The organism is Gelidibacter algens, assembly GCF_001678675.1.
Classification (GTDB): domain Bacteria; phylum Bacteroidota; class Bacteroidia; order Flavobacteriales; family Flavobacteriaceae; genus Gelidibacter; species Gelidibacter algens.
Window position 1 is genome coordinate 17810 of sequence record NZ_LZRN01000028.1, and the last position, 23080, is coordinate 40889.

21 protein-coding genes are annotated in these 23080 nt (G+C 38.4%); 4 read left to right on the plus strand and 17 right to left on the minus strand.

The genetic code is table 11. The features are described 5' to 3' along the window. Nucleotides 1-132 precede the first annotated feature (132 nt). The 7 genes from A9996_RS12855 to A9996_RS12885 all read right to left on the minus strand — a co-directional run bounded on the left by A9996_RS12855 (nt 133) and on the right by A9996_RS12885 (nt 8042). A complete protein-coding gene (locus A9996_RS12855) occupies nt 133-1368 on the minus strand; it encodes a DUF6638 family protein (protein ID WP_066435631.1) in 1236 nt (411 codons plus the stop codon). Nucleotides 1369-1400: 32 nt separating this feature from the next. Beyond that, complete coding sequence (locus A9996_RS12860) at nt 1401-2048, minus strand: hypothetical protein (RefSeq protein WP_066435634.1); 648 nt, start codon at nt 2046-2048, stop codon at nt 1401-1403. A gap of 21 nt (nt 2049-2069) precedes the next feature. Further along, nucleotides 2070-2651, minus strand: coding sequence for an NUDIX domain-containing protein (locus A9996_RS12865; RefSeq protein WP_066435636.1), 582 nt, complete (start codon nt 2649-2651; stop codon nt 2070-2072). 58 nt (nt 2652-2709) lie between these two features. Then, nucleotides 2710-4668 carry an AAA family ATPase gene (locus A9996_RS12870; RefSeq protein ID WP_066435639.1) on the minus strand — a complete coding sequence of 653 codons (1959 nt, stop codon included), beginning with the start codon at nt 4666-4668 and terminating at the stop codon, nt 2710-2712. 83 nt (nt 4669-4751) lie between these two features. Then, a complete protein-coding gene (locus A9996_RS12875; RefSeq protein ID WP_066435641.1) occupies nt 4752-5117 on the minus strand; it encodes a four helix bundle protein in 366 nt (121 codons plus the stop codon). Between the two features lie 251 nt (nt 5118-5368). Then, on the minus strand, nt 5369-6430 hold the full coding sequence (locus A9996_RS12880) for a hypothetical protein (protein ID WP_066435643.1): 1062 nt from the start codon (nt 6428-6430) through the stop codon (nt 5369-5371). 262 nt (nt 6431-6692) lie between these two features. After that, a complete protein-coding gene (locus tag A9996_RS12885) occupies nt 6693-8042 on the minus strand; it encodes a coiled-coil domain-containing protein (RefSeq protein WP_066435646.1) in 1350 nt (449 codons plus the stop codon). Between the two features lie 175 nt (nt 8043-8217). Here A9996_RS12885 and A9996_RS12890 point away from each other — a divergent pair, with 175 nt between their 5' ends. Both A9996_RS12890 and A9996_RS12895 read left to right on the plus strand, forming a co-directional pair. Then, on the plus strand, nt 8218-9003 hold the full coding sequence (locus tag A9996_RS12890; RefSeq protein ID WP_066435648.1) for an MBL fold metallo-hydrolase: 786 nt from the start codon (nt 8218-8220) through the stop codon (nt 9001-9003). A 127-nt stretch (nt 9004-9130) separates the two neighbouring features. After that, on the plus strand, nt 9131-9364 hold the full coding sequence (locus A9996_RS12895) for a hypothetical protein (RefSeq protein WP_066435651.1): 234 nt from the start codon (nt 9131-9133) through the stop codon (nt 9362-9364). A 91-nt stretch (nt 9365-9455) separates the two neighbouring features. On the opposite strand, the gene ettA is transcribed toward A9996_RS12895, so the two are convergent. The 7 genes from ettA to A9996_RS12930 all read right to left on the minus strand — a co-directional run bounded on the left by ettA (nt 9456) and on the right by A9996_RS12930 (nt 15634). Next, entirely contained in the window at nt 9456-11147 is a 1692-nt protein-coding gene (gene ettA / locus A9996_RS12900) for an energy-dependent translational throttle protein EttA (RefSeq protein ID WP_066435653.1), read from the minus strand. Nucleotides 11148-11244: 97 nt separating this feature from the next. Further along, nucleotides 11245-11427, minus strand: coding sequence for a CAL67264 family membrane protein (locus tag A9996_RS12905; RefSeq protein ID WP_066435655.1), 183 nt, complete (start codon nt 11425-11427; stop codon nt 11245-11247). A 230-nt stretch (nt 11428-11657) separates the two neighbouring features. Then, nucleotides 11658-12374 (minus strand): pirin family protein, encoded by a 717-nt coding sequence (locus A9996_RS12910; RefSeq protein ID WP_066435657.1) that lies wholly within the window; start codon nt 12372-12374, stop codon nt 11658-11660. A gap of 416 nt (nt 12375-12790) precedes the next feature. Beyond that, nucleotides 12791-14182 (minus strand): M24 family metallopeptidase, encoded by a 1392-nt coding sequence (locus A9996_RS12915; RefSeq protein WP_083993955.1) that lies wholly within the window; start codon nt 14180-14182, stop codon nt 12791-12793. A 97-nt stretch (nt 14183-14279) separates the two neighbouring features. After that, complete coding sequence (locus A9996_RS12920) at nt 14280-14717, minus strand: MarR family winged helix-turn-helix transcriptional regulator (RefSeq protein ID WP_066435658.1); 438 nt, start codon at nt 14715-14717, stop codon at nt 14280-14282. 100 nt (nt 14718-14817) lie between these two features. Then, complete coding sequence (locus A9996_RS12925; protein WP_066435660.1) at nt 14818-15102, minus strand: GNAT family N-acetyltransferase; 285 nt, start codon at nt 15100-15102, stop codon at nt 14818-14820. A gap of 1 nt (nt 15103) precedes the next feature. Beyond that, the gene (locus tag A9996_RS12930) at nt 15104-15634 is read right to left on the minus strand and encodes an NADPH-dependent FMN reductase (RefSeq protein ID WP_066435662.1); all 531 of its coding nucleotides are present in this window, start codon (nt 15632-15634) and stop codon (nt 15104-15106) included. A 165-nt stretch (nt 15635-15799) separates the two neighbouring features. Here A9996_RS12930 and A9996_RS12935 point away from each other — a divergent pair, with 165 nt between their 5' ends. Beyond that, nucleotides 15800-17428, plus strand: coding sequence for an acyl-CoA carboxylase subunit beta (locus tag A9996_RS12935; protein ID WP_066435669.1), 1629 nt, complete (start codon nt 15800-15802; stop codon nt 17426-17428). After that, on the plus strand, nt 17428-18708 hold the full coding sequence (locus tag A9996_RS12940) for an MFS transporter (RefSeq protein WP_066435672.1): 1281 nt from the start codon (nt 17428-17430) through the stop codon (nt 18706-18708). Before A9996_RS12935 ends, A9996_RS12940 begins: the two co-directional genes overlap by 1 nt. Nucleotides 18709-18758: 50 nt before the next feature. On the opposite strand, the gene A9996_RS12945 is transcribed toward A9996_RS12940, so the two are convergent. From A9996_RS12945 to A9996_RS12955, 3 genes are all read right to left on the minus strand, one after another. Next, a complete protein-coding gene (locus A9996_RS12945) occupies nt 18759-20840 on the minus strand; it encodes a VWA domain-containing protein (protein ID WP_066435673.1) in 2082 nt (693 codons plus the stop codon). Between the two features lie 81 nt (nt 20841-20921). After that, nucleotides 20922-21992, minus strand: coding sequence for an AMP-binding protein (locus tag A9996_RS12950; protein ID WP_066435674.1), 1071 nt, complete (start codon nt 21990-21992; stop codon nt 20922-20924). 100 nt (nt 21993-22092) lie between these two features. Further along, nucleotides 22093-23079 (minus strand): CPBP family intramembrane glutamic endopeptidase, encoded by a 987-nt coding sequence (locus A9996_RS12955; protein WP_066435677.1) that lies wholly within the window; start codon nt 23077-23079, stop codon nt 22093-22095. Nucleotide 23080 lies beyond the last annotated feature (1 nt).

The window sequence follows — 23080 nt, forward strand, 5'->3', positions numbered from 1 at the left end:
GCTTCGTACTTCCAACTTCTAGCTTCACGCTTCGTGCTTCCAACTTCTAGCTTCATTCTTCCAACTTCTATCTTCATGCTTCCAACTCCCATCTCCCATCTCCCATCTCATCTTAAAATTAGTCTAAAAAACTCAAATATTGTTACGAATGGTTGCAATGACCCAATCTTTCAAAGATTCATCCCACGCATCATAATTTTTATAAAACTGCTCTTTATCATACCAATACAAAAAAAGAACGTCCAATGTCGAGATATTGACCAACAATTTCCAGATTAAATCATGATGTTTGACGTGTAAAGATGAGTGTGGCTTTTGCAAGGCTTCAAAAAGATGCATATCAACAATATCTGCCAATTTGTGCTGATTGCTCAGTTCCATTTTATCAAGATACAATTCAACACTCATCACTTTTTTCCGATCTTCAATGGATAATTTGTTGAGATATCCTTTAAATAAAACATGATCATCCAAAATATCTTTTAAAGGATGCTGCGTATCTTTCAGAAACTGGGCAAACATAAATTTTTTGATACGGTCATAGCGTGGCATTTTAACAACCGCTTCCAAATCATACTCAATGATCATATGGTCGCGCAACTTATCACTTAGTTCTGGCTGCGAAATATGATAAATCAACACATCATGCGACGTGTCTTTAATAGCTTCCTTGTGCCACTTTACATCTTGAAAAACGATGATTGGCGTGATGAAATCGCGTAACACAAACACGCCACCAAAAGCCTTAGTGTAAAAAGAATCTGTGGCGTAATAAAGCTCATGAAGCTCGAGATTGCGGTGCCTTAAATCGCCATAGGTTTTTGCAGAATCCAGCAATTGCTGATGCAAGTGTTCATCAATAAAATTATGTCCTTGTTTAAAGCTATCTATCAACTGATATTGTTCTTTTTGAACTTTGTCAAGCTCATTAATCAGTTTGAAAGTGATCGAAATGTCTTGGTATTTCAACACATCAAGAGGTTCATAAAACGCATCGATATGTTGATCAAAGTGCACACAAATAGCACAATCTCTCGTTATATCATTGATTCTGCTGCCATGAATATGGAAAACATGTTGCATCATTTGCCGATCAAATGTGTGAAACGGCACATACACGGGTTTTCCTTTTTGTAACGGTGTAATGATAATGGCATTTGGATTGGCCTCCCCATTATTGAGATAGTGCGGCTCTGACTTTTCTTCAGCAATTTCAGGGCTCCAACCCAATCCATCAATAGAGAAACTCGTGAGTTTTGTTTCAACAAACCCCAACATTTTTAGGCACTGATTGTAGCGCTCTACCAATTTCCCGCTGATAGGGATGAGTTCGTGCCTGTATAAATTCGCTTCTTTTAGTTTATTCATTTGAAAAGTACACGCTGATTTTCAATTTGTATTTAATTGGTAAGTGGTTCTTTAGGCAGTTTTTGAATTAGCTTGATATTCCCTTCTATTGGAGCGATGGAAACTTCTTCGACGCCTGTTGTCACATAAAAAATATATAAACTATTCTTGCCAAGTAATTTTACTTTTTGTTTTTGGCCGTCCTCAAAAGTGATGGTGTGCGACAAGTTGACATCTCCTTTATCAATTCTCTCCTTGGTCTTTACACCCCGTCCTATTCCTAAACCAGTAAATAAAGCGAATACAAACAAAGTAATTACTAATAGAGACGCATTTTTATTTTTAAACATCTCATTTGCTCTTTCTAGTTTCATTTTATTTTTCCCTTCCTGATATTTCTTTTTGGTTCCCAACCATTTATGATATCTGGGAATAAGTTTCAAATATATATAACCAAAAATTATGACCACCAAAACTGCCGTCCCTAGCAACAGATTACCTAACATAACAGCTATGGGGCTAATCAAGACATCTAAAATCGATGAATATTCTAAAATATTGACACCTAAAAATTTATAGTATATCGTTTCATGAAATACGCCCAAGATCAATAAAAACACGTAACCGATGGACAAATAGTCCTGGAAGGCCAAATCATTTGATGGTTTATTTTCACTAATAATTTCTGTATTATTTTCCATAGTTTTATGTTCTGAAATTATTTAGACTAAATTATTAATCTGCGCATACTGCAACAGCATAATTGTTTTAGCGTCCTTAATTTCTCCTGTCGATACCATTTGAATGGCTCTAGACAATGGTAATTCTATCACTTCTATTTCTTCATGTTCGCTGAACACCCCTCCGCCTTCATTGACTTTCATAGCATCAGAATATCGTGCAACAAACAGATACATTTTTTCAGTTAAAGCTCCTGGCGAAGTGTACGCTTCCATAACTTGTTTCACTTCTTTTATTTTGTAACCTACTTCTTCTTCCACTTCCCTAATAATGGTCGATTCTGGGGTCTCAATTTTATCTATGGCTCCCGCGCACACTTCAATTGACATGCCTTCCTCTTCATTGGTATGGTAAATTGGCATCCTGAATTGTTTTGTTAAAATAACTGTTCCCTTGTCGATATTGTACAATAAGATTCCGCAACCATGACCTCGATCATAACTTTCACGAGAGACCCGTTTCCAAGTGCCATTTTTAAACTGAAAATCATAATTGATCTCCAATAGCGTTGCCCATGCTTTAGACAGCACTCTATGGGTTATATTTTTTATTTTATTTGACATTTTTCAAGATATAATTAACTTTTAACAGGATCTCCTAGGCGCTATAATGCTTGTGAGTTTAGTTTTCGAATTTATTGCGGGCTTCCAACTCAATATTCAAATCATTTACGCGAGAGTCTACCTGACGCTTAAAATCAGTGTCAGCAATGGTTGCCACATTATCCAAATAACGCACCACTTCCTGACGTCTTATTTCTGAAAAATCGAGCCCCTTCATATTGGCACGCATCAACTCCTGAAGCATGTTGAATTTAGTCTCATAAGACTGTTTGAAATAAATTTCCGGATTATCAAACCAGCTTTGTTCCAAATCAAAATCCGTCAATCGCAAAGATACAGCCGATTGGATATTCCTCACATCCCGTGATGAAAAGAAGGGAAAAACCCGCTGCATTTCTTTATATAAGTTGGCATAAAATTGGTGCTCATTGGTTGGATACTGTTTTTGAACCTGATCATAAACGGCATGCACACGTTCTTCTGAAGGTTTATCGACAGATTTCAAGATTTCTCCCATATTTTTAGCCAACCCTTGATCTTGCAGGTAGTTGTAATTATCAGGATTTTTCATGTTTACAAAATTGGGCATGGTGTCTTGCAACTTGCGCCACCACAAATGGTCCTGATCCAAAAAGTCATGTTCAGTTTGTGCACCATCAATCTTAAAACGGCCTTGCACACGCGAGATCACCGCTTTATCCAACATTTCTGGTAAATTGGTAAATAATCCGATGGAACTATTCCCGTAATTGACAGCATAAGCGCCCTCAGTATATCTCAAAAACACGCCAATAACTTCCTTTACACCGGCAGAAACACCTTGGGCAGTACGTTCCTGCAAATTATTCTCTGCGTCGTCAATAGGGGCGAAAATCAGTTTTGTAGGATCCTGCATAGGCTTCATCCATTCCACCATTTTTTCTGCAGAACCGCCTTGAAAAGTTGAAATCAAAGTGTCTGGCATAGGATGGAATAAAAACGGAAGTTCCAGATGATCACAATGTTCCTTTAAACGTGTTGCGATTGCTGCAATGAGCATACTTTTTCCTGTTCCTGGAATTCCGTAACCCATAAAGACAGGCATAAATCCGCCCAATTCTTGAAACGGATTCTTTTTTGCTGTGAAATCGTAACTTAACATCCGTTCCGTTAAACGGCGTGCGAAATGTTTGGCGTCTTTATTGCCAACAATCTGCTCAAACTTAATTTTGTTGAATTCTATACTTTTGGCAGCACCTGCGAAAACATTGTTCCAACCAGAAATTGCAAACTCTGAGTGCTCGAGCTTATAGGTTCTGTCCAGAATGGTTTCTTGATGCTCCAAAGTGGATTTTCGCATCTGGATTTCATCAATCAGCGCTTCAAAGAATACCACTGTAAAATCGGCCACATCCTTATCACTTTTGATAATATCAGGGTGTCCCAAATATTTATCATAATAAAATAAGGTACAGGCAACTCCTTTAAGAGGTGACAATAAGGACGTTTCAGGAATCCCAGCAAATTTTTGCTTCATGACGCTCAAATCATCAGAAGCATACGGTTTTAGATGATGTAAAATATGATAGGCCGTAGAAAACAACATAAATGCCGTGGCAGTATGCATCTTACTTTCATAGTCCCTTTTACCCATGCTGTCCAACGAGGCCTTGCGCTCATTTAGGCTGGACAAACCTGAGGCATCATAATAACTATCCTTGATCCAGATGCCCAAGGTCAGTCCTTCCTGAACCGCGTACAAGGTTTGGTTGAGCAAAACGGGAATGGCAATGGAATCTGGCAGTAAGCGTTTTTTTAGTTCTAAAATAGTTTTTGAAACAGAAGTCGTTTCTGCAACATTAGATCCGTTGTTGGCTCTGGAAAGATAGAGCAAAATGGAATCGTCCTTGGTGTCTTTATCTTTGTTTTTCGCCCGTTGTCCTTGTTCCCATTGGATACTTTTAAGATACGATGCGGCTTCATCACGAAGCATATCGAGTTCATTTTGTTTTATGGGGAATGTTGAGTTTTGTTGCATATTTTTTAGTCCTCAGTTGGCAGTCTTCAGTCCGCAGTTTACGATCCGTAGTTTACAGTATTCTATCTTTTGGATTGCCATTATTATTTTAATCCGAATTTATCGGGATTGTTAATCATATAGTTTAGTAGTCTTCCAATTTCTTCACTCTTTAGCTGTAATTCTTTTCTCCTTGGCTCATCTATATAATCACAAGCCAAAGCAAAATCTAACCATAATTGTGTTTCAGAATTTTCACTATCAGCATCAGACACTTTACTTTTGAAGTGCTTTTCATATTGTCGTTTTCTGTAGGCTTCAGCAATTGCAGAACATACAGCTCTACTTGATCTGACCATCTGAGACGTCAATACAAATTGTTCAGATTTCGGAAATTCCTTCGTCAAATGGAAAATATCCATCGCTAAATCAAATCCTTTTTGATACGCTAATAACTTTTTGAAACCCATTTTTTCAGTCTTCAGTTGGCAGTCTTCAGCTGGCAGTCTTCAGATTCATTCTGAGATATGCACTCTTTGGAATGCCGTTATTATTTTAATTCAAATTTTTCAAGATATTTCATCATACAATTTAAGAGTTCACTAATCTCTTCACTCTCTAAAATCCGTTTGTCAGCCCTCAGTTTATATTTTAATGATTAAGACAATGTCAATTCGACATAGGTACCGACTGAAGACTGCAGACTGCCAACTGCCGACTTTCACACTTTACTTATTTCCAAATCGGCTATCTGAATAGGCGGTTTTGCCAGTCCATTCATAACTTCCGGTGTTTTACTGTATAACAACTGAATGATGCGATGTGGTGCCAGCACATAACTTTGATGTACAGGTTCATTCCATTTTTGTAAGGTTTGCTTAGAGAAGTACCCGCCTTCAGTAAATTCACTTCCAGAAACGACTTCATCGATCTTGAGTGATAGCGCATACGATTCCAAAGGCAAATCTTTATTAGCAATACTTTGTAAAATAGCATGGGTAATCTGATTTTCATCTTTGGCAAACACATTATGAAAAGGCCCCAAATCAATGCGTTTGATGTGCCGCGGTTTGATATCCTTTAGTTTCCTATCAATACCATAAGCCATGATGTCCAAGCTCATATCTCTATCTGCAGTTGCCATGAGCATCTCATAAATAAGTTCTTTATTGGTCTCGATGTTAGTTCCTTCAAAGTCGAAATACATAAAACAGATGAAAGGACGATTACAGCCTACATCAAAGAAGCTCCAACTGGTCATAAACTCGCCTGCCGACCCTTCTGGGGCTTTTATGATTTTACCTTGGACAAACCGATTAAAAATAAATTTTTGTTCTACAGACGTGTAATATATAATAGAGGCTGCCTGAAATAATTTGGATCTACTGACGGGTTCTTTCTTTCGTAATAAACTATCCAAAAACTCTTCTTGTAACTCGCTGACATCCTTTAGCTTGTTGACGTATTTTTCTTTCAGTGACAAATCATTGAAGAGGTAACGGAATTCCAAATAATTTGGAAAGCCTGATTCTGTCAAATCGACCTTCATATTATCCTCTTCATCATACATGTATTTGACGCGCATAGCTTCAATGGAATACAGCAGTAAATCAGCATATTGTTTAAAGAAAATAATTTCTTGCGTGCTGCACAATTGGTTTTGCTGTGCGCTCACAATTAATTCCTTTAAGGCAAAATCGACCATTTTATGATAAAAGACATACTGCGCCTTGGTGTCGAGATATCCTGAATCTAATGGAGTTACAATTTGATTGATGGACACTTTTTTGAATTAAAGGTTAATAATTGAGAATTAGGAATTAGCCAATCATGTTGTTGTGCGCAATATGCGTTAAGGATTACTCATCCATTAATGTTAAATATGACATCGTGAATACTTCGTATTTGCAGCGGCATCCTTTTAATTTCAAGAAAAAGATACAGCGGAAAGCCTGCCTGGCTGACCACGCTTTTTTGCGTGGAAAGGCCTTTATAGAAAAAATTCAACTCCTAAACTATGAGATTCCAGCCGCAGTAAGAATTCATCAAGACAATAAATCCTCACTAGTAGTTTCAGGTTTTGGAGTTACGGCAGGTTTGCCAGCATCGTTGTTTCCTGAAGGTTTGGTGGCATCAGCCTTATAATAGTCTTCAAAAATTTCTTTCATATCGATACCATAACGCTCAGCAAAATTCTTTTGGATGTCCATATCCTTTGCACGGATTTCCTGTAAGGCCTGTGCATAACTGCTGTAAACACCTTGCATAACCTTTTCGTGCACTGGTATATTCTCCATCATTTCCTGGCGTGCTTTGGCACTTGCGGTATGCATGGACGCCAACGTTTCTCCAATATGCTCATCTGTTTTAACACCCAAATGTTCCAAAATTGCGGCAAACTCTTGGTCTGTACGTGCTTTTAAAGCCACAACATAACCGTCATAATATTTGAGTCGCTCTTCAGTATCACTCTTCAATTTGGCACGGTGCGTTTGCAAGTTGCTGCGCAAAGATGTCAATACTTTAATGGTCAAATTGTGCTTGTGCACAAAACTGTCCTTACTTGCCGCCAAGGTGGTGTAGGCATTTTTAAGGCCTTCCAACTCTTCAATTTTTTGCTCCAAAGTGGTCACTTTACCAACGGCTTGCGCATAGTTGGTCGATTGCTTGTCTACTATTTCTTCCAGTTCCTGACGGGCTTGTTTCAACAAGGCATAGTTTTCATCCAGCTTCCCTTCTACCTCCTTCTTTTTTTCTAAAGAGCGGATATGGTTTTTGGTAGCTTCAACAATGGCAACTTGAAGTTTATCTTCAACCTCCTTAATTTCAACCTCTCTATTTTTCAGACGCGTAACGGCTGCTTGACTTTTAAAGGACAGCTCACTCAAAAGTGTTTGCACATCTGCACTTTCAATGCGTTCCTGAAACATGGCTTTGGCTCTATTATCAGCACCTGCCCTTACTTTTTCAGCCTCCTTAATCTCTTGTTCCTCTTTCTGGATCCTGCTTTTGCGTCCCCACAAATTATTCCACCACGTATCGGGTTTATTTCGTGCATCTTCCAGTTCAATCCGGGCGCGTTCCAGTGCTTTTTGTGCGTCGTCAATAATGCGTTGCTCATCAGCATTAAGTGAAGAAAACTTTTCAAAAATTATCCCAACTTCGTCCTGATAATCAGTAAGATCTTTAATGGCGTCCAATAATGTTGTTCTATCCTTTTCTGCCATATGGACCACATCATCCAAGGTGGCATTTAGAATTTTTTGACGGGATTGTGGATCATCTTCCTGGGCCAATTTAGATTTCATAGTGTCAATAGCTTTCCCCCAGTTGACATCTACTTTCCCTGTTTTTTCGTTAGAATTGGTTTCTAATAAATCAAAATCATCAGACATATGGTATCTTGTTTTAGTGCGTTGGACATTTTTTAGTGAGCAGCAATTTCGTTAAAATATATCAGTTTCAAAATAATTACCCCTTAAATTATTTGTAGGATTTATTATAAAATTGTTACACCTTTTTTAAATATGTTTCAAAGTCAGTATCTTTAAGCAAACAAATATTCATAAAATGAAACGAGCACTCCCTATTGCAACACTTTGTACCCTTTTATTTTTTAATTGTAAGAACACTACTGAAAAAGTTGTCGATATGGCTTCAGAAACTACAACCGAAATGCATGAAAAAACGACATCAGAACCTATTGAAATCATTCCGATCAATCATGCTACTATGATATTGGCCAATGAGGACACTGTTTTTTATATAGATCCGGTGGGTGGTCCTGAAGCGTTCTCTGATCAAAAAAAACCTGATTATATCTTGATTACGGACATTCATGGCGATCATTTTGACCCAAAAACCTTACAAGGTATGAGTTTAGACTCCACCGTTCTCATTGTTCCACAAGCCGTAAATGAAAAGCTTCCTGAGCTAAAGGTAAAATCAGTAATTGTAATGAATAATGGCGAGAACAAAGACTTTGAATCCTTTGCTATACAGGCCATCGCAATGTACAATTTGAGAGAGGAAGCCTTAAAATTCCATGAAAAAGGTAGAGGTAACGGATATGTATTAACCTTGGACGGTCAAAGAATCTATATTTCTGGCGATACTGAAGATATACCAGAAATGAGACAACTTAAAGATATTGATATGGCTTTTGTTTGTATGAATTTGCCTTACACCATGACTGTTGAAAGTGCCGCAAGTGCCGTACTTGATTTTAAGCCTAAAAAAGTATATCCATACCATTATAGAGGCACGGATGGCATGAGTGATGTAGATACCTTTAAAGCACTTATAAATAAGGAAAACTCAGACATTGAGGTGGTGCAATTGGAGTGGTACGAGTAGTCGTTTATCGTGAAAAGCTGTCGATGAACAACACTCATTTTTCATAACTTTTTTAATATGAAACAGTTAGTGAATAGATTAAAAGTGTATATTTGAACTCCAAACCAAACCTAAATACATTGAAATTATGTATGCTATTCAATACAAAATCCCCCTGCTTTTACTTGTAAGTACAGCACAACTTACCATTGTCTTACTGATTACCGCAGCCGTATTTTTGTTTTTCATTGCTTTGGCAGTTATTAAAATGTATAAGCTCAAAGCAGAGAACAAACGCCTTACTCAAAGCGATGCTTTTAAAGATGAAGTAGATAATGGGTACAAGGATTTTACTGATGGTCATTTGTATGACAACAGGTAATCTAAAAAAAATAATTACCAAATGTTCTGAAAATATAAGAGATTAAAAATATAACAAATAAAAAATGCCGCTCATTGAGCGGCATTTTCAATTAGCGTACTAATTTTTTATACTTGAGTCGTTTTGGGGTCAAATCGCCACCAAGACGTTTTTTCTTATTGTCTTCATACTCACTGAAACTACCTTCAAAGAAATAGACTTGTGAATTGCCTTCAAAAGCTAATATGTGCGTACAGATTCTATCCAAAAACCATCTGTCGTGACTAATCACTACGGCACAGCCTGCAAAGTTTTCCAAACCTTCTTCTAACGCTCTTAAGGTGTTTATATCCAAATCGTTGGTAGGCTCATCTAACAGCAATACGTTTCCTTCTTCTTTAAGCGTCATGGCCAAATGCAAACGGTTACGCTCACCACCAGAAAGGAGTTTAACTTTCTTGTTCTGTTCACTTCCAGAGAAATTGAATCGGCTCAAATAGGCCCTCGAGTTCACTTGTTTGCCGCCCATCATAACTAACTCCTGCTCATCACTAAAGTTTTGCCAGATTGATTTTTCAGGATCAATGTTGGAGTGCTTTTGATCTACGTATGCTAACTTTGCAGTGTCTCCAACTTTAAATTGGCCTTTATCAGGTGTTTCTTCGCCCATGATCATTCTAAAAATGGTCGTTTTACCAGCACCATTAGGTCCAATAACACCAACAATTCCTGCTTGTGGCAAATTGAAATTCAAATCTTCATAAAGCAATTTATCCTCATAACCTTTGCTGACCCCAACGGCCTCAATAACATTTGTTCCCAAACGCGGTCCACTAGGAATGTAGATTTCAAGTTTTTCGTCAAGTTGTTTTTGATCTTGACTCAAGAGTTTGTCATAATTGTTTAAACGCGCCTTTTGTTTGGTCTGGCGTCCTTTGGCACCTTGTCGTACCCAATCTAGCTCACGCTCCAATGTTTTTTGTCGTTTGGAAGCGGTTTTGCTCTCTTGTGCCATTCGTGTTGATTTCTGTTCCAACCAAGATGAGTAATTTCCTTTCCAAGGAATACCTTCACCTCTATCGAGCTCCAAAATCCAACCGGCTACATTATCCAAGAAATATCTATCGTGGGTCACTGCTATAATGGTTCCTTTATATTGTGACAAATGTTGTTCTAACCAATGCACAGATTCAGCATCCAAGTGGTTAGTTGGCTCATCTAACAATAAAACATCTGGCTCTTGCAATAACAATCTACATAAGGCCACACGACGGCGCTCTCCACCTGAAAGCACGCCAATTTTCTTATCGCCATCAGGAGTTCTTAACGCATCCATGGCAATCTCCAATTTGGTGTCGAGTTCCCAAGCATCAGAAGCATCTATTTTATCTTGTAATTCTGCTTGACGGTTCATCAACTTTTCCATTTTATCTGGATCAGAATACACCTCTTCCAAACCAAACATATCATTGATCTTGTTATATTCGTCAAGAATGGCCACCGTTTCGGCAGCACCTTCACGAACCACTTCCATAACAGTTTTGCTGTCGTCCAATTGCGGCTCCTGCTCTAAAAAGCCTACAGAATAATCTTGAAGAAAGGTGACATCGCCTTGGTAGTTTTTATCAAGTCCGGCAATAATTTTTAAAAGTGTGGATTTTCCTGAACCGTTAAGTCCTAAAATTCCAATTTTTGCTCCATAGAAGAAGCTCAAGTGAATGTTTTTCAATACAGGTGTATCTGCACCTTTAAAAGTCTTAGTAAGACCACGCATCGAGAAAATTATTTTTTTGTCGTCGCTCATTTCCAAAAAAAATTATTAGTTATTGTAAAATTAAGTATTAAAGGCTTGATCGCATTCTGTCCATCTTCTGTGGACTGAAGATTGAATTCGTTATCTGTTATACCCGTCCTTTAAGTGCGTTGAATACCCAGGCGATGGCAAAGAAGCCAATACCTACTGATGCAAATCCGTATCCTGCCACATCATCATATCTAAATGCGCCAAGAGCGATTAATGCAACTCCAACTATAATCATGATTGTTGTGGCCCAAGCCAACACCGTATTTTTATTCATTGACATAAATCTTCATTTTTAAGGGAACTACAAATATCGATTATTTTCGAATAAAAACCGTTGTAAAAGTGGGTTTTTAAAAGGATTGGAATAAATGTAATCGATCATCACTGCTCATTTTTGTCACTACTTATAATAAGAATCGAAATTGCCATCATAATTGAAATTAAAAAATACAGCAAAACAAAAACTTGTAATTTTTGTTGTCTTTGATAAATTAAAGGATGAAAAAAATGCTACATGGGCACTTCAATAAAAAGCACCTCAGCGTCTTCAGATGCTTTAATCGTAAATTTATCGGTTTCGGAAACCCCCAAAGCATCTCGGGTTTGTAGAAAATAATCCTCAATTTGAAGAGCTCCTTGAATAGTCATGATATACACACCGTGATTTGGACTTCGCAATTGATAGTCGAAGGATATGCCTTTGTCTAAGTCAATGCGTGATAAGACCGCATCTTGATGGATTTTCAAACTACCTTCATGGTGATTCGCAACAGACGTGACCAAGGTTTGCAATTTGTTTTTTCTCTCCTCTGGACTGAATGCCTTCTGACCGTAGCGTGGTGCAACATTTCGCTCATTTGGAATGATCCAAATTTGGAACAAATTTAGAGGGCTCTCTTCTGAGCCGTTGACTTCTGAATGCTGCACACCTGTTCCAGCACTCATGACCTGTACTTCTCCAGTCTTCACAGGCTGCCAGTCTTGTCCCATATTATCCCGGTGTTTTAGAACACCGCTCAACGGAATGGTAATGATTTCCATATTGTCATGCGGATGGGTTCCAAATCCCATTTTTGGAGCAATACTATCGTCATTCATAACCCGTAATGCACCAAACTGCATTTTATCCTTATCAAAATAATTGGCAAAACTAAAGGAATGGTTTGCCTGAAGCCATCCATGATTGGCATGACCTCTATCTGCTGCTTTGTGTAGTATTGTTTTCATAGCTCTGACCGCTTATGCGGGTATATTTTGGTTCTACTTTGTTTTAAAAATTTAAGACAACTTAATTGGATAACACTATTTCAAACTGTGCTATGGTTGTGTCATTTTATCCAAAAGATGACTTCATTGAATAGCGTCAATTTTAGTGCTATTTTTAAGTGATTTTTATTGAAATCTTTTGAGATTTAGTCCGCTAGTGCCGTTCCGTTATCTGTAATTTCAATAGAAACTACGCACCTATCAACTTCACGACGAAAACGTTGAATAACTACGTTCTCTTACATTTTAACCATTGGTATGGTCGTTTTGGTCATCAGGTATCATCCCACTGAATAACTGGAAATAAATTAAAGTGCCTGTTATAGCCCCAATTATGCGCCTCTCAATATGCCATTTCACCTAAGTATTAATCCGGATTAATTCCCTTGATGACTTTCAACTCTCGGAATTAAAAGCAATTCTGTTTGGCGGCCATTTACGTACCTAAATCCGTTTTCTCCATAAAAACCAGCTTCTTCAAGCATAATCCGGATATCCCTGTTCCATTCAGGAATAGTTATGGTTGTATTGAGTTCAATAGCATACACCGTATTTGGCCGCAAGGGATAATTTTTACCATCGTCCGTCATTACCCCACCTTGTGCATCCCACATACCAATAGTTGTGCCGGCCGAATGTCCATAAAAACCTAAAGGATGCGTGTAAATGGATGGTTGTAGTCCTGCTGCTTTGGCTTCTTTTAATGCTTTTGCTAAAATTTCGTTCCCAGTGCTACCCTTAATCATATTTTGGGTTAAGAAATCTTGCACTTTATTCCCAGCTTTTAAACCTTCTACCAAAAATTTTGGGGCTTGTTTTTCTTCAGGTTTTAATACATACGCCAATTCTTGACAATCGGTATTTAAGCGCAAATAGGTAATTCCAAAATCACAATGCAATAAATCACCAGGCAAAATGACTAAATCGTCCGGTCTTCCTGAAAATGAATACAAATGATCTACCAATTTTTCGCTGCTTCTTTGTACATCAACAGTAGGATGAAACCAAGTTTCTAAGCCTAAATCAGTCACTTTTTGCCGCATCCACCACTCCACTTCTGTGGTGGTAGTAACACCCGGAGTAATTACTTTTTCAGAAAAAGCTTCCGCGATAATACCATGCGTTATCGACACTAACTGATTGTAGATAACCATTTCTCTTGGCGTTCTAGTTTCAATCCAACGTACTGCCAGTTGTTCGGCAGAAACCACTTTATTTAGGTGTTTATTGGGAAGATTTTCTAAGAATTCGTCATAATCAGTTTTAACCAGACCATCAGCAATATTGTGATCTTTAGAAAAATTTAGCCCTATTTTTGACGGATTTCGCTCTTCAATTAACTCTACCAATCGTTTCCACTGATTGGGTTGTTTTTCTGGATCCCAAGCAGAAACAATATTCTCACCTACATTATACCGGGCAACCGCTAATTTTTCAATTGTATTTTTACTCTTATCACGATAAAATAAGAGCATAGTTCTTCGGCGCGCATTCAACCAAGTTGCTGGAAGCATGGTTCTAATCACAGGATCTTCATTGTATTCTCTAGCGATGACAAGCCACATATCTAAACCAGCTTCATCCATTAAATTGGGTAAAAGTGTATTAAATCTGTCTGCCAAAATTTCATCAATAACGCGTGCGCGCTCTATTTCTGGAAGAATTTGTTGCGCTTTGGCGCTTACGATACAAAAAAGAAAATAATAATTGGCAGTAGTTTTTTCATCATATAAAATTTGCGATGTTGAAAATACATCATATACTTCCATAAAAAATAATTATATTCTCCATACAAGACCAGGACTATCTTGAGCGATTAATTATGACATCTTTAATATTCCGAGAAATTTCAGGCAAAGCATGAAGCTATCTCATTTTATCCAATAAACCACTTAGTTGAACCGCTTCTTCGTCTGAAATATTTTTAAGCAATTCTTGATTGAAATCTTTTGAAATGGAATCTAAAAGCGCCATTCCTTTTTCTGTGATTTGTATAAAAACCACACGTCTATCATCTGCACACGGAAACCGTTCAATCAATTGTTTCGCATACAATTTATCCATTAATCTGGTGGCGTTTGGCGAACGCTCAATCATACGTTTCTTTATCGTCTGAACTTTCATGGCTTCATTAGAGCCTTTCAATATTCTTAAAATATTATACTGCTGGCGCGAAATTCCGAAAGGTTTAAAAAATTCGTTCTGAAAACTCGAAATCCAACTGGCCGTATACAAAATGTTGATCAAGGCCTTATCCTTCACATTGCTAAATGTTGACTTGATGTCTTTAGAAATATCTCCCATAATTTTAATCAGCTGTTGGCAGGCCCCAGTTTATAGTTACCAAGATGTGTCAACCTTCTTTTAATTTATTCTTTATAAATTTCTATTTCTATTCAAAAAATTAAGCTCTCACATCAGCCAATTCGTCGCCTTTTTTGTCGAAAACAGACTGCACAAAAGGACATTCTGGAATAGCTTTTAAATTATTTTTACGCAAATAATCAACAGCAGCGTTAATTAATTTGTGGCCCACGCCTTCACCTTTGAGTTTATCGCTCACTTCAGTATGGTCAATGGTTATTTCATTCGGACCTGAGTGCTTATAGGTCATTTCTGCTTCTTTGTTACCGTCAATTTCCACATAAAATGTACCTTTTTTTTCGTCGTCTCTGTGTTTTACTTCCATATTATAGTTCTTTTTGAAATAGTTCTGCGGCTTGTTTAAGTTTTGCATCAAATTCTGAATCGGTTATCTCCCCATTGGCAAATTTATCGTTGAAAGAGGGCAGGGAAAAGTCCGCTGCTATTTTTGCGTCGTGAGTTGGAAATCTGCTAAGTGCCATTGCCAAAACTGAAGCGCCACCTCTCCCTCCTGGTGAGGTTGACATCAATAGCATGGGCTTTCCGAGAAATGTTTTTTGCTCCAATCGAGACATCCAATCAAATAGATTTTTGAATACTGCGGAATAAGCCCCGTTATTTTCGGCTAAGGACAATACAATGCCATCTGTGTCCTTAATATATTTATGAAAGTTTTTGGCGTTGTCTGGAATTCCTTCTTTGGCTTCCAAATGCTTACTGTAGATTGGCAAATCAAAATCGTTCAAATCCAAAATCGTCACTTCAACATCTTCAACTAGTTCCGAAGCATAGATGGCGAGTTGTTTATTGATGGAATCTAAACTGTTACTTCCTGCAAAGGCTAAAATATTTTTCATGGATCTATTTTTTTTAATTCGAAACAAATTTATGATAAAAGGTTTTATATTCCAAGGAATATATTACCATGTAATTCAATTTAACAAATAATTAATGTTTAACCTTAGTCCTGCTTTTGTAGAATTTTTAAAGTTTGTACTTTAGCGTCATCTAAAACATTTGCAATGGACCTTAACTTCAATAAAAACGAAGATCACAATAAACTTCTACTTTCAGCCCTACGTCAACGACTTGCCCAAGTGAAACTGGGTGGCGGACAAAAGAGCATCGACAAACATCACGATAAAGGCAAGATGACCGCTCGTGAACGCATCAATTATCTGTTGGATCCTAAAGCCAAATCCATTGAAATCGCTGCTTTTGCGGGTGAAGATATGTATGAGGAGCACGGTGGTTGCCCATCAGGAGGTGTTGTTGTAAAGATAGGTTATGTGAAGGGCAAGCAATGTATGGTGGTTGCCAATGATGCCACAGTAAAAGCTGGTGCTTGGTTTCCAATTACCGCGAAAAAGAATTTACGGGCACAAGAAATTGCGATTGAAAACCGATTGCCAATTATTTATTTGGTCGATTCCGCTGGTGTATATCTACCAATGCAAGATGAAATTTTCCCAGATAAGGAACATTTTGGTCGCATTTTTAGAAACAATGCCATTATGAGCAGTATGGGCATCACCCAAATTGCTGCAGTGATGGGAAGTTGTGTTGCAGGTGGCGCATATTTGCCCATTATGAGCGACGAAGCTTTAATTGTAGATAAAACGGGAAGTATTTTTCTGGCCGGAAGTTATTTGGTCAAAGCCGCAATTGGCGAAACCATTGATAATGAAACCTTAGGAGGTGCTACAACACATTGTGAAATTTCTGGTGTTACCGATTATAAGGCTAAAGATGATAAAGATGCTTTAGACACCATAAAGAGAATGATAGACAAGATTGGCGATTATGACAAAGCGGGATACAACCGGGCTAAAGCCATAAAACCAAAAGAAAACCCTGAGGATATTTACGGGATCATTCCAAAAAGTCGTGCCGATCAATATGATATGTATGAGATTATCAAACGTTTGGTGGACGATTCTGAATTTGACGAATATAAGGCAGGCTACGGCCAGACCATTATTACAGCCTATGCCAGAATTGATGGTTGGGCGGTTGGTATAGTTGCCAACCAGCGGCAATTGGTAAAGACGGCAAAAGGCGAAATGCAGTTTGGCGGCGTGATTTATAACGATTCCGCCGATAAATCCACACGTTTTATTGCCAATTGTAATCAGAAGAAAATTCCGTTAGTGTTTTTACAAGATGTCACCGGCTTTATGGTAGGCAGCAAAAGCGAACATGGCGGTATTATTAAAGATGGCGCGAAGATGGTGAATGCGGTCAGCAATTCCGTAGTCCCAAAATTCACCATTATAATAGGCAACAGTTACGGTGCCGGAAACTATGCCATGTGCGGAAAAGCATATGACCCACGACTGATTGTGGCGTGGCCAAGTGCAGAATTGGCAGTTATGAGTGGCAATAGTGCCGCAAAAGTATTGCTTCAAATTGAAACCGCTTCTCTTAAAAAGAAAGGCAAAACCATTACCAAAGAACAAGAAGAAGAACTCTTCAATAAGATTAAAGACCGTTATGATGCACAGGTATCACCTTATTATGCAGCGGCGAGAATTTGGACGGATGGCATCATTGACCCGCTAGACACCAGAACTTGGATCAGTATGGGTATTGAAGCGGCCAACCACGCGCCTATTGAGAAGAAATTTAATATGGGGGTGTTGCAGGTGTAATGGACACTTCAAAACCGAAACAGTCCATTATTGTCATACTCTTGTTAATTCTTGCGGGAGAGGCCATTTTTGTGCTTCCGTTTGTATTGGCACGTATTTTTAGACCTACATTTCTAGAGGTTTTTGATATCAATAATTTTGAATTGGGCAGTTGCTTCTCGGTCTATGGCGTCGTGGCTTTTATATCGTATTTTTTTGGTGGCTCTTTAGCAGATAAGTATGCTCCCAGAACTTTGATGGCAGTCGCACTTTTTATGACCGCAATCGGTGGCTTTTATATGGCCACCTTTCCCTCCTATTTTGCTTTGAAAATACTTTTTGGGTATTATGGATTTACCACGATATTCTTATTTTGGGCGCCCATGATTAAAGCAACCAGAGTTTGGGGTGGCCAAAACAAACAAGGACTCGCCTTCGGGTTTTTAGATGGTGGAAGAGGGCTTGTTGCCGCCAGTTTTGGATCTCTTGGGGTTTTAGTATTTTCTTATATGATGACTGTTGATGTTTCACAATCATCGCTTTTGGAGCGTCAAGAAGCTTTTAAATATGTCGTATGGACGTGTTCAGCAATCATTATCTTGATTGGCATTCTGGTGTATTACTTTCTAAAACCGCTATCAACTAATGCGGATACATTTCAAAGTCCGAGAAAAATATATTCTCTTGAAAATTTTAGATCGGTTTCAAAATATCCAAGCGTTTGGCTGATGATGCTCATCATTTTGTGCGCTTATGTGGGTTATAAAACCACGGACATTTTTAGTCTGTACGCCAAAGACGTGTTGGGTTATGATGACCTCAAATCGGCTGAGATTGGTACCTACCTCCTCTACATCCGCCCGATCACCGGAATTGCCATTGGGCTTTTAGCTGATAAAACGCGTGCGTCCCTTTGGATTATCATTGGTTTTGCGATCATGCTATTGAGCAGTCTGATCTTTGCTTCAGGCGTTATTTCAGCACATACTATTGGATTATTTGCCATTTCGATTATTTTTATGGCTATAGGCGTCTATGCCACGCGGGTACTTTATTTTGCGATTTTGGAAGAGGCCAAATTACCTTTAGCGATAACCGGAACTGCCGTTGGGTTTATCTCCGTGGTAGGTTACACCCCTGATATTTTTGCAGGACCAATGATCGGTGTGCTTTTGGACAATTCTCCAGGAGAGCTAGGGCATCAGCATGTATTTATAGTAATGGCCATTTTTTCTTTAATTGGATTTTTCGCCACATTAGCCTTCTCAATCGTCACTAATAGAAAACTTAAAAAATTATAAAAAGACAGAGCGACATATACGTCGCTCTATCTTTTATTCACTAATGTTTTTTACAAACTCTGATAAGCTTCAACCAGTCTGATAAACTCTGATCTATAGCCATCAGTATCTAAGCCTTTTCCTTCTTTTGCCAACTGCGCAACATTTTTAAGAGTGGCTTCATTATCAAATTTTGAATCTCTGAGCTGCATGCCCATCAATGCCACCGAAGCGGCAAATTTAAGGTCGTTTGATGGTTCAGAAACGTCATCTTTTTGCACATGTACCATTTCAATACTTTTATGGCCGTCTGGTTTTTTATATCTGAATTTAACCGTAAATAACTCGTCAGAAAGATTGGAAGCAACTGTTGATTTGGTATATTTCAAATCATCTACAGTCTTTAAATAATCACTTTCTATCCCCACAGGAATCACTTCATAAAGCGCGGTCACCGTATGTCCGCTTCCCAATTCTCCTGCATCTTTGGTGTCATCAATAAAATCTTCATCGGCCAACAATCGGTTTTCATAACCTATCAATCGATACGCTTGCACTTTATTGGGATTGAATTCAATCTGGATTTTCACATCCTTAGCAATCGTATATAATGTACCGCCAAATTCTTTCCCAAACGTTTTTTGTGCTTCTTGCATCGTATCAATATAAGCGTGGTTGCCGTTGCCTTTATCAGCAAGTGTTTCTAATTTTGAATCTTTATAATTTCCGAAACCGAACCCTAAAACCGATAAAAACACACCACTTTTGCGTTTTTCCTCAATAAGTTTCTCCATATCTTTATCAGTGGAGGCACCAACATTAAAATCGCCGTCAGTGGCCAATATTACCCGATTGTTGCCTTCTTTAATAAAATTCTCCTGGGCTATTTTATACGCCAATTCAATGCCGGCACCTCCTGCTGTTGAGCCGCCTGCACTCAAGTTATCCAAAGCTTTCATGATCTCTTCTTTGCGTGCTCCAGAAGTTGGCGGCAACACCATACCTGCAGCTCCAGCGTACACCACAATTGCAATCTTGTCTTTTTCCCTGAGCTGATTGACCAACAACTTAAATGCAGATTGTAGCAACGGTAGTTTATTTGCATCATTCATTGAACCGGACACGTCTATCAAAAACGTCAGGTTGGATGCTGGTAATTCATCATTCTTATAGGTTTTGCCCTGAAGACCGATTTTCACAATCTTAGTAGTTGCATTCCACGGTGTTTTGGCAACTTCGGAATGGATTGAAAATGGATGCTCATCTGCGGGCTGTGGGTAGTTATAATTAAAATAATTGATCATTTCTTCAATCTTAACGGCATCCGCAGGAATCTTTTGGCCGTTATTGATCATCCTTCTAATATTGCTGTAGGAGGCTTTGTCAACATCAATCGAAAAGGTTGATAACGGTGCAAGAGCCACACGCTCGAATTGATTCTCAACAATTTCATCATACGTTTCATTATTGACTTCTTCAATTTGAAGTGCTTTATAATTCCCCTTTTTTGTTTCAATAACAATGACGCCATTGGCACCTCTGGCGCCATAAATGGCCGTTGCATCTTGGTCTTTTAAAATAGTGGTAGCTTTTATGCCTTTTTTATCAATGGCCGCAATATTTTCATCTGAAGTAATAAGTATACCATCCACCACATATAAGGGTTTTCTATTGCCATTAATAGAGCCCACACCTCTCAACCGAATGGCTGAAGTAGTGCCACCATTCCGGTTAGCGTTCGAATTAATCCCAGCTACTTTACCAGACAAGGCATACGAAACTTGCCTGTTTTTATTTTTGCGTGTATTTCCCGACCGTCTTGAAGTACCATACCCCACAACCACCACTTCATCCAAAGTAGCGCTGTCCTCTTCAAGAACAACATTTATACTGGTTTCCTTTCTAACTTTATATTCTAGCAATTTATAAGCCACATAACTGAACTGCAGGACATCTCCTTCAACCACCATTATGGCATAGTTACCGTTAAAATCGGTTTGAGTTCCTGTGGTGGTGCCTTTGATAATGACAGTAACTCCTGGCAATGGCGCGCCATCAGAAGCGGAGGTCACAATTCCTGTAACTGTTTTTTGCTGTGCTTGTAACTGTACCGAAAGGAACAGTATAAAAACGAGGTGTAGTAATGATTTCATAATATGTGATTTTAGTTTACAGTAAAACTATAAACCAAACCCTTCATATAAAATCAAGAATGAGTAAAGTGGCCGTTTGAATTAGAGAACGTCGTTTTTTAAAAATTTCAGGGTTTCCTTGCGTTGGATTTTTCCCGTGGACGTTTCTTTAAACTTAGAAACGGTGTAGATTTCTTTAGGAACTTCAAACTTTTCTAAAGAATCAAACACCGAAGGATCCAAAGTATTTGTATCGCTTTCAAGGATCAGGATCAGTTTTTCACCCAAGGTAACATCTTGTTCAGGCGCCATAAAGAAACGCTCTTTGATGTGATTGGAAAGTTTGGCTTCAATTTGCTCCGGAAACAATTTGACACCTCCTGAATTGATGATATGATCAACACGACCCATCAATTCAAACTCTGACGCTGAATGCAATTTCACCACATCATTGGTCACCAATGGTTCTGGAGCCACTTTTGGAGCGTCGATAACCAAGCATCCTCTATCATCTTGAGAAATACTGACATTTGGAAACACTTCAAAATGCGCCATTTTATGTTCACCGTTCATCGCTTTTACGGCTACGTGACTTACTGTTTCGGTCATTCCATAAGTGGCATAAATTTTTGTTTCTAAGCCTTGGATAGCGTCTTCCAGTGGTTTTGAAATGGTAGCACCCCCAATAATTAAAGTCTTGATATTGTAGATATAGCCCACAGTGTTTTCTAATTGCAGGGGAATCATGGCGCAAAAATCGTAGGTTTTGCCATAGTCAAAAACAGGCTGCGAGGTAGGATCCACAAAATCGAGTTCCAAACCTAATATCATGGCCCTTACCAACATCATTTTACCTGCAATATAGTGGGTTGGTAAACACAGTAGAGCTGCCTGTCCTGGTTCCATGCTAAAATAATTACCTGTTGCAATGGCCGAATTGACCATGGCCTGCTTGCTCACCTTCATCAATTTTGGTTTCCCCGTAGAACCCGACGTTTTGACATTGATATAGTCTTTAGAATCTAACCAATCCAACAAGAAATCGCCCATTACTCTTTCATAGTCCGCGCCTTCTTTCACCAAACTGTAGGCTACCTCTTTAAGCTCTTCGGCGCCATAAGTGTTGTCGTTTAACTTAAATTTCAAATGGATTTTATCAAATGTTGGTGTCATTTTTACAGGGTTTGAGATGATATGATTTTAAATTTTTTTATGTTAGCCAAGATAACGGTTTCCTACGAAATTTGAGTGCTCATGTGAATAAAAGAGGTACTTATTCAGTTCCAATGGTATCCACCTCATCCAATACTTTATAATCTTCTTTTGGAGGCTCAATAACCTTCCCGAACAACTTCCCTTTCCAATCGGTCCATTTATACATTTTTGACAGAATGAGTAGAATAATTGGAAACATCACAAAAACAGGCATAAAAATATCCATAAACTCTGCTACTTGCGGATCTGATAAATCTTTAAATATGGAATGGGTTTGAAACGCTGTCCAATCTGCAGTTACCAATAAAGCCGTAAATAAGTTGTTGGCAGCGTGGAAGCCCAAAGAAAGCTCCAAGCCTTCATCCATTAACGTCATGATTCCTAAAAACAATCCTGTGCCAATATAATAGACCATGATAATAGGACCTAATTTATCTACTTCAGGGTTTGCGATGTGCAGCATTCCGAAGACAACGGACGTCACCACCAAAGGAATCCATTTGTATCTTGTAATGACCCCAAGCCCTTGCATCAAATAGCCTCTAAATAGATACTCTTCAAAACTGGTCTGTAAGGGCACCAAAATAATGGCGATGACACTCAAAATCAAGAAGGGCTGTAATTTGAAATTGAAAACATAATCTTCTGGCGACATATAATAATCCAACAACACCAAACTTGAAGATAGAATACCCCAAAAGAAAAAGATGACCCAAACCCGTTTCCAATCAATTTTTGGTCTTGAGGTAGTAAGGGATGTGATGGACTGTTTATGCAAAAACTTCACCGCTCCAAACAAAAACAGCAAGCCGCCGGCAAAAGGCAGCAGAATGAACACCAAATTAACGTTGGATTCAAAAAGTTGCATGATGTAATTGGGATCATTCATTTTAGATTGATCAATAGTTCCTCCCTGCATTGTTTTGAACAGAATACCAAGGGCATGAGGAATTGAAAAAACAAAGACCCCGATGATGGCAATAATCAATCCTACCACATAACGCCACCAATCATGTAATCCTTTAAACGCCTGAGCTATAAACATA

Bases quoted from the DNA above. Each gene is read 5' to 3' on its own strand.
- A9996_RS12875 (WP_066435641.1), bottom strand. From the start codon at position 5,117: ATGGGTTTCAAAAAGTTATTAGCGTATCAAAAAGGATTTGATTTAGCG.
- A9996_RS12930 (WP_066435662.1), bottom strand. From the start codon at position 15,634: ATGAAAAATATTTTAGCCTTTGCAGGAAGTAACAGTTTAGATTCCATC.
- ettA (WP_066435653.1), bottom strand. From the start codon at position 11,147: ATGAGCGACGACAAAAAAATAATTTTCTCGATGCGTGGTCTTACTAAG.
- A9996_RS12955 (WP_066435677.1), bottom strand. From the start codon at position 23,079: ATGTTTATAGCTCAGGCGTTTAAAGGATTACATGATTGGTGGCGTTAT.
- A9996_RS12915 (WP_083993955.1), bottom strand. From the start codon at position 14,182: ATGGAAGTATATGATGTATTTTCAACATCGCAAATTTTATATGATGAA.
- A9996_RS12855 (WP_066435631.1), bottom strand. From the start codon at position 1,368: ATGAATAAACTAAAAGAAGCGAATTTATACAGGCACGAACTCATCCCT.
- A9996_RS12940 (WP_066435672.1), top strand. From the start codon at position 17,428: ATGGACACTTCAAAACCGAAACAGTCCATTATTGTCATACTCTTGTTA.
- A9996_RS12870 (WP_066435639.1), bottom strand. From the start codon at position 4,668: ATGCAACAAAACTCAACATTCCCCATAAAACAAAATGAACTCGATATG.
- A9996_RS12910 (WP_066435657.1), bottom strand. From the start codon at position 12,374: ATGAAAACAATACTACACAAAGCAGCAGATAGAGGTCATGCCAATCAT.
- A9996_RS12860 (WP_066435634.1), bottom strand. From the start codon at position 2,048: ATGGAAAATAATACAGAAATTATTAGTGAAAATAAACCATCAAATGAT.
- A9996_RS12925 (WP_066435660.1), bottom strand. From the start codon at position 15,102: ATGGAAGTAAAACACAGAGACGACGAAAAAAAAGGTACATTTTATGTG.
- A9996_RS12920 (WP_066435658.1), bottom strand. From the start codon at position 14,717: ATGGGAGATATTTCTAAAGACATCAAGTCAACATTTAGCAATGTGAAG.
- A9996_RS12950 (WP_066435674.1), bottom strand. From the start codon at position 21,992: ATGACACCAACATTTGATAAAATCCATTTGAAATTTAAGTTAAACGAC.
- A9996_RS12935 (WP_066435669.1), top strand. From the start codon at position 15,800: ATGGACCTTAACTTCAATAAAAACGAAGATCACAATAAACTTCTACTT.
- A9996_RS12905 (WP_066435655.1), bottom strand. From the start codon at position 11,427: ATGTCAATGAATAAAAATACGGTGTTGGCTTGGGCCACAACAATCATG.
- A9996_RS12945 (WP_066435673.1), bottom strand. From the start codon at position 20,840: ATGAAATCATTACTACACCTCGTTTTTATACTGTTCCTTTCGGTACAG.
- A9996_RS12890 (WP_066435648.1), top strand. From the start codon at position 8,218: ATGAAACGAGCACTCCCTATTGCAACACTTTGTACCCTTTTATTTTTT.
- A9996_RS12865 (WP_066435636.1), bottom strand. From the start codon at position 2,651: ATGTCAAATAAAATAAAAAATATAACCCATAGAGTGCTGTCTAAAGCA.
- A9996_RS12885 (WP_066435646.1), bottom strand. From the start codon at position 8,042: ATGTCTGATGATTTTGATTTATTAGAAACCAATTCTAACGAAAAAACA.
- A9996_RS12895 (WP_066435651.1), top strand. From the start codon at position 9,131: ATGTATGCTATTCAATACAAAATCCCCCTGCTTTTACTTGTAAGTACA.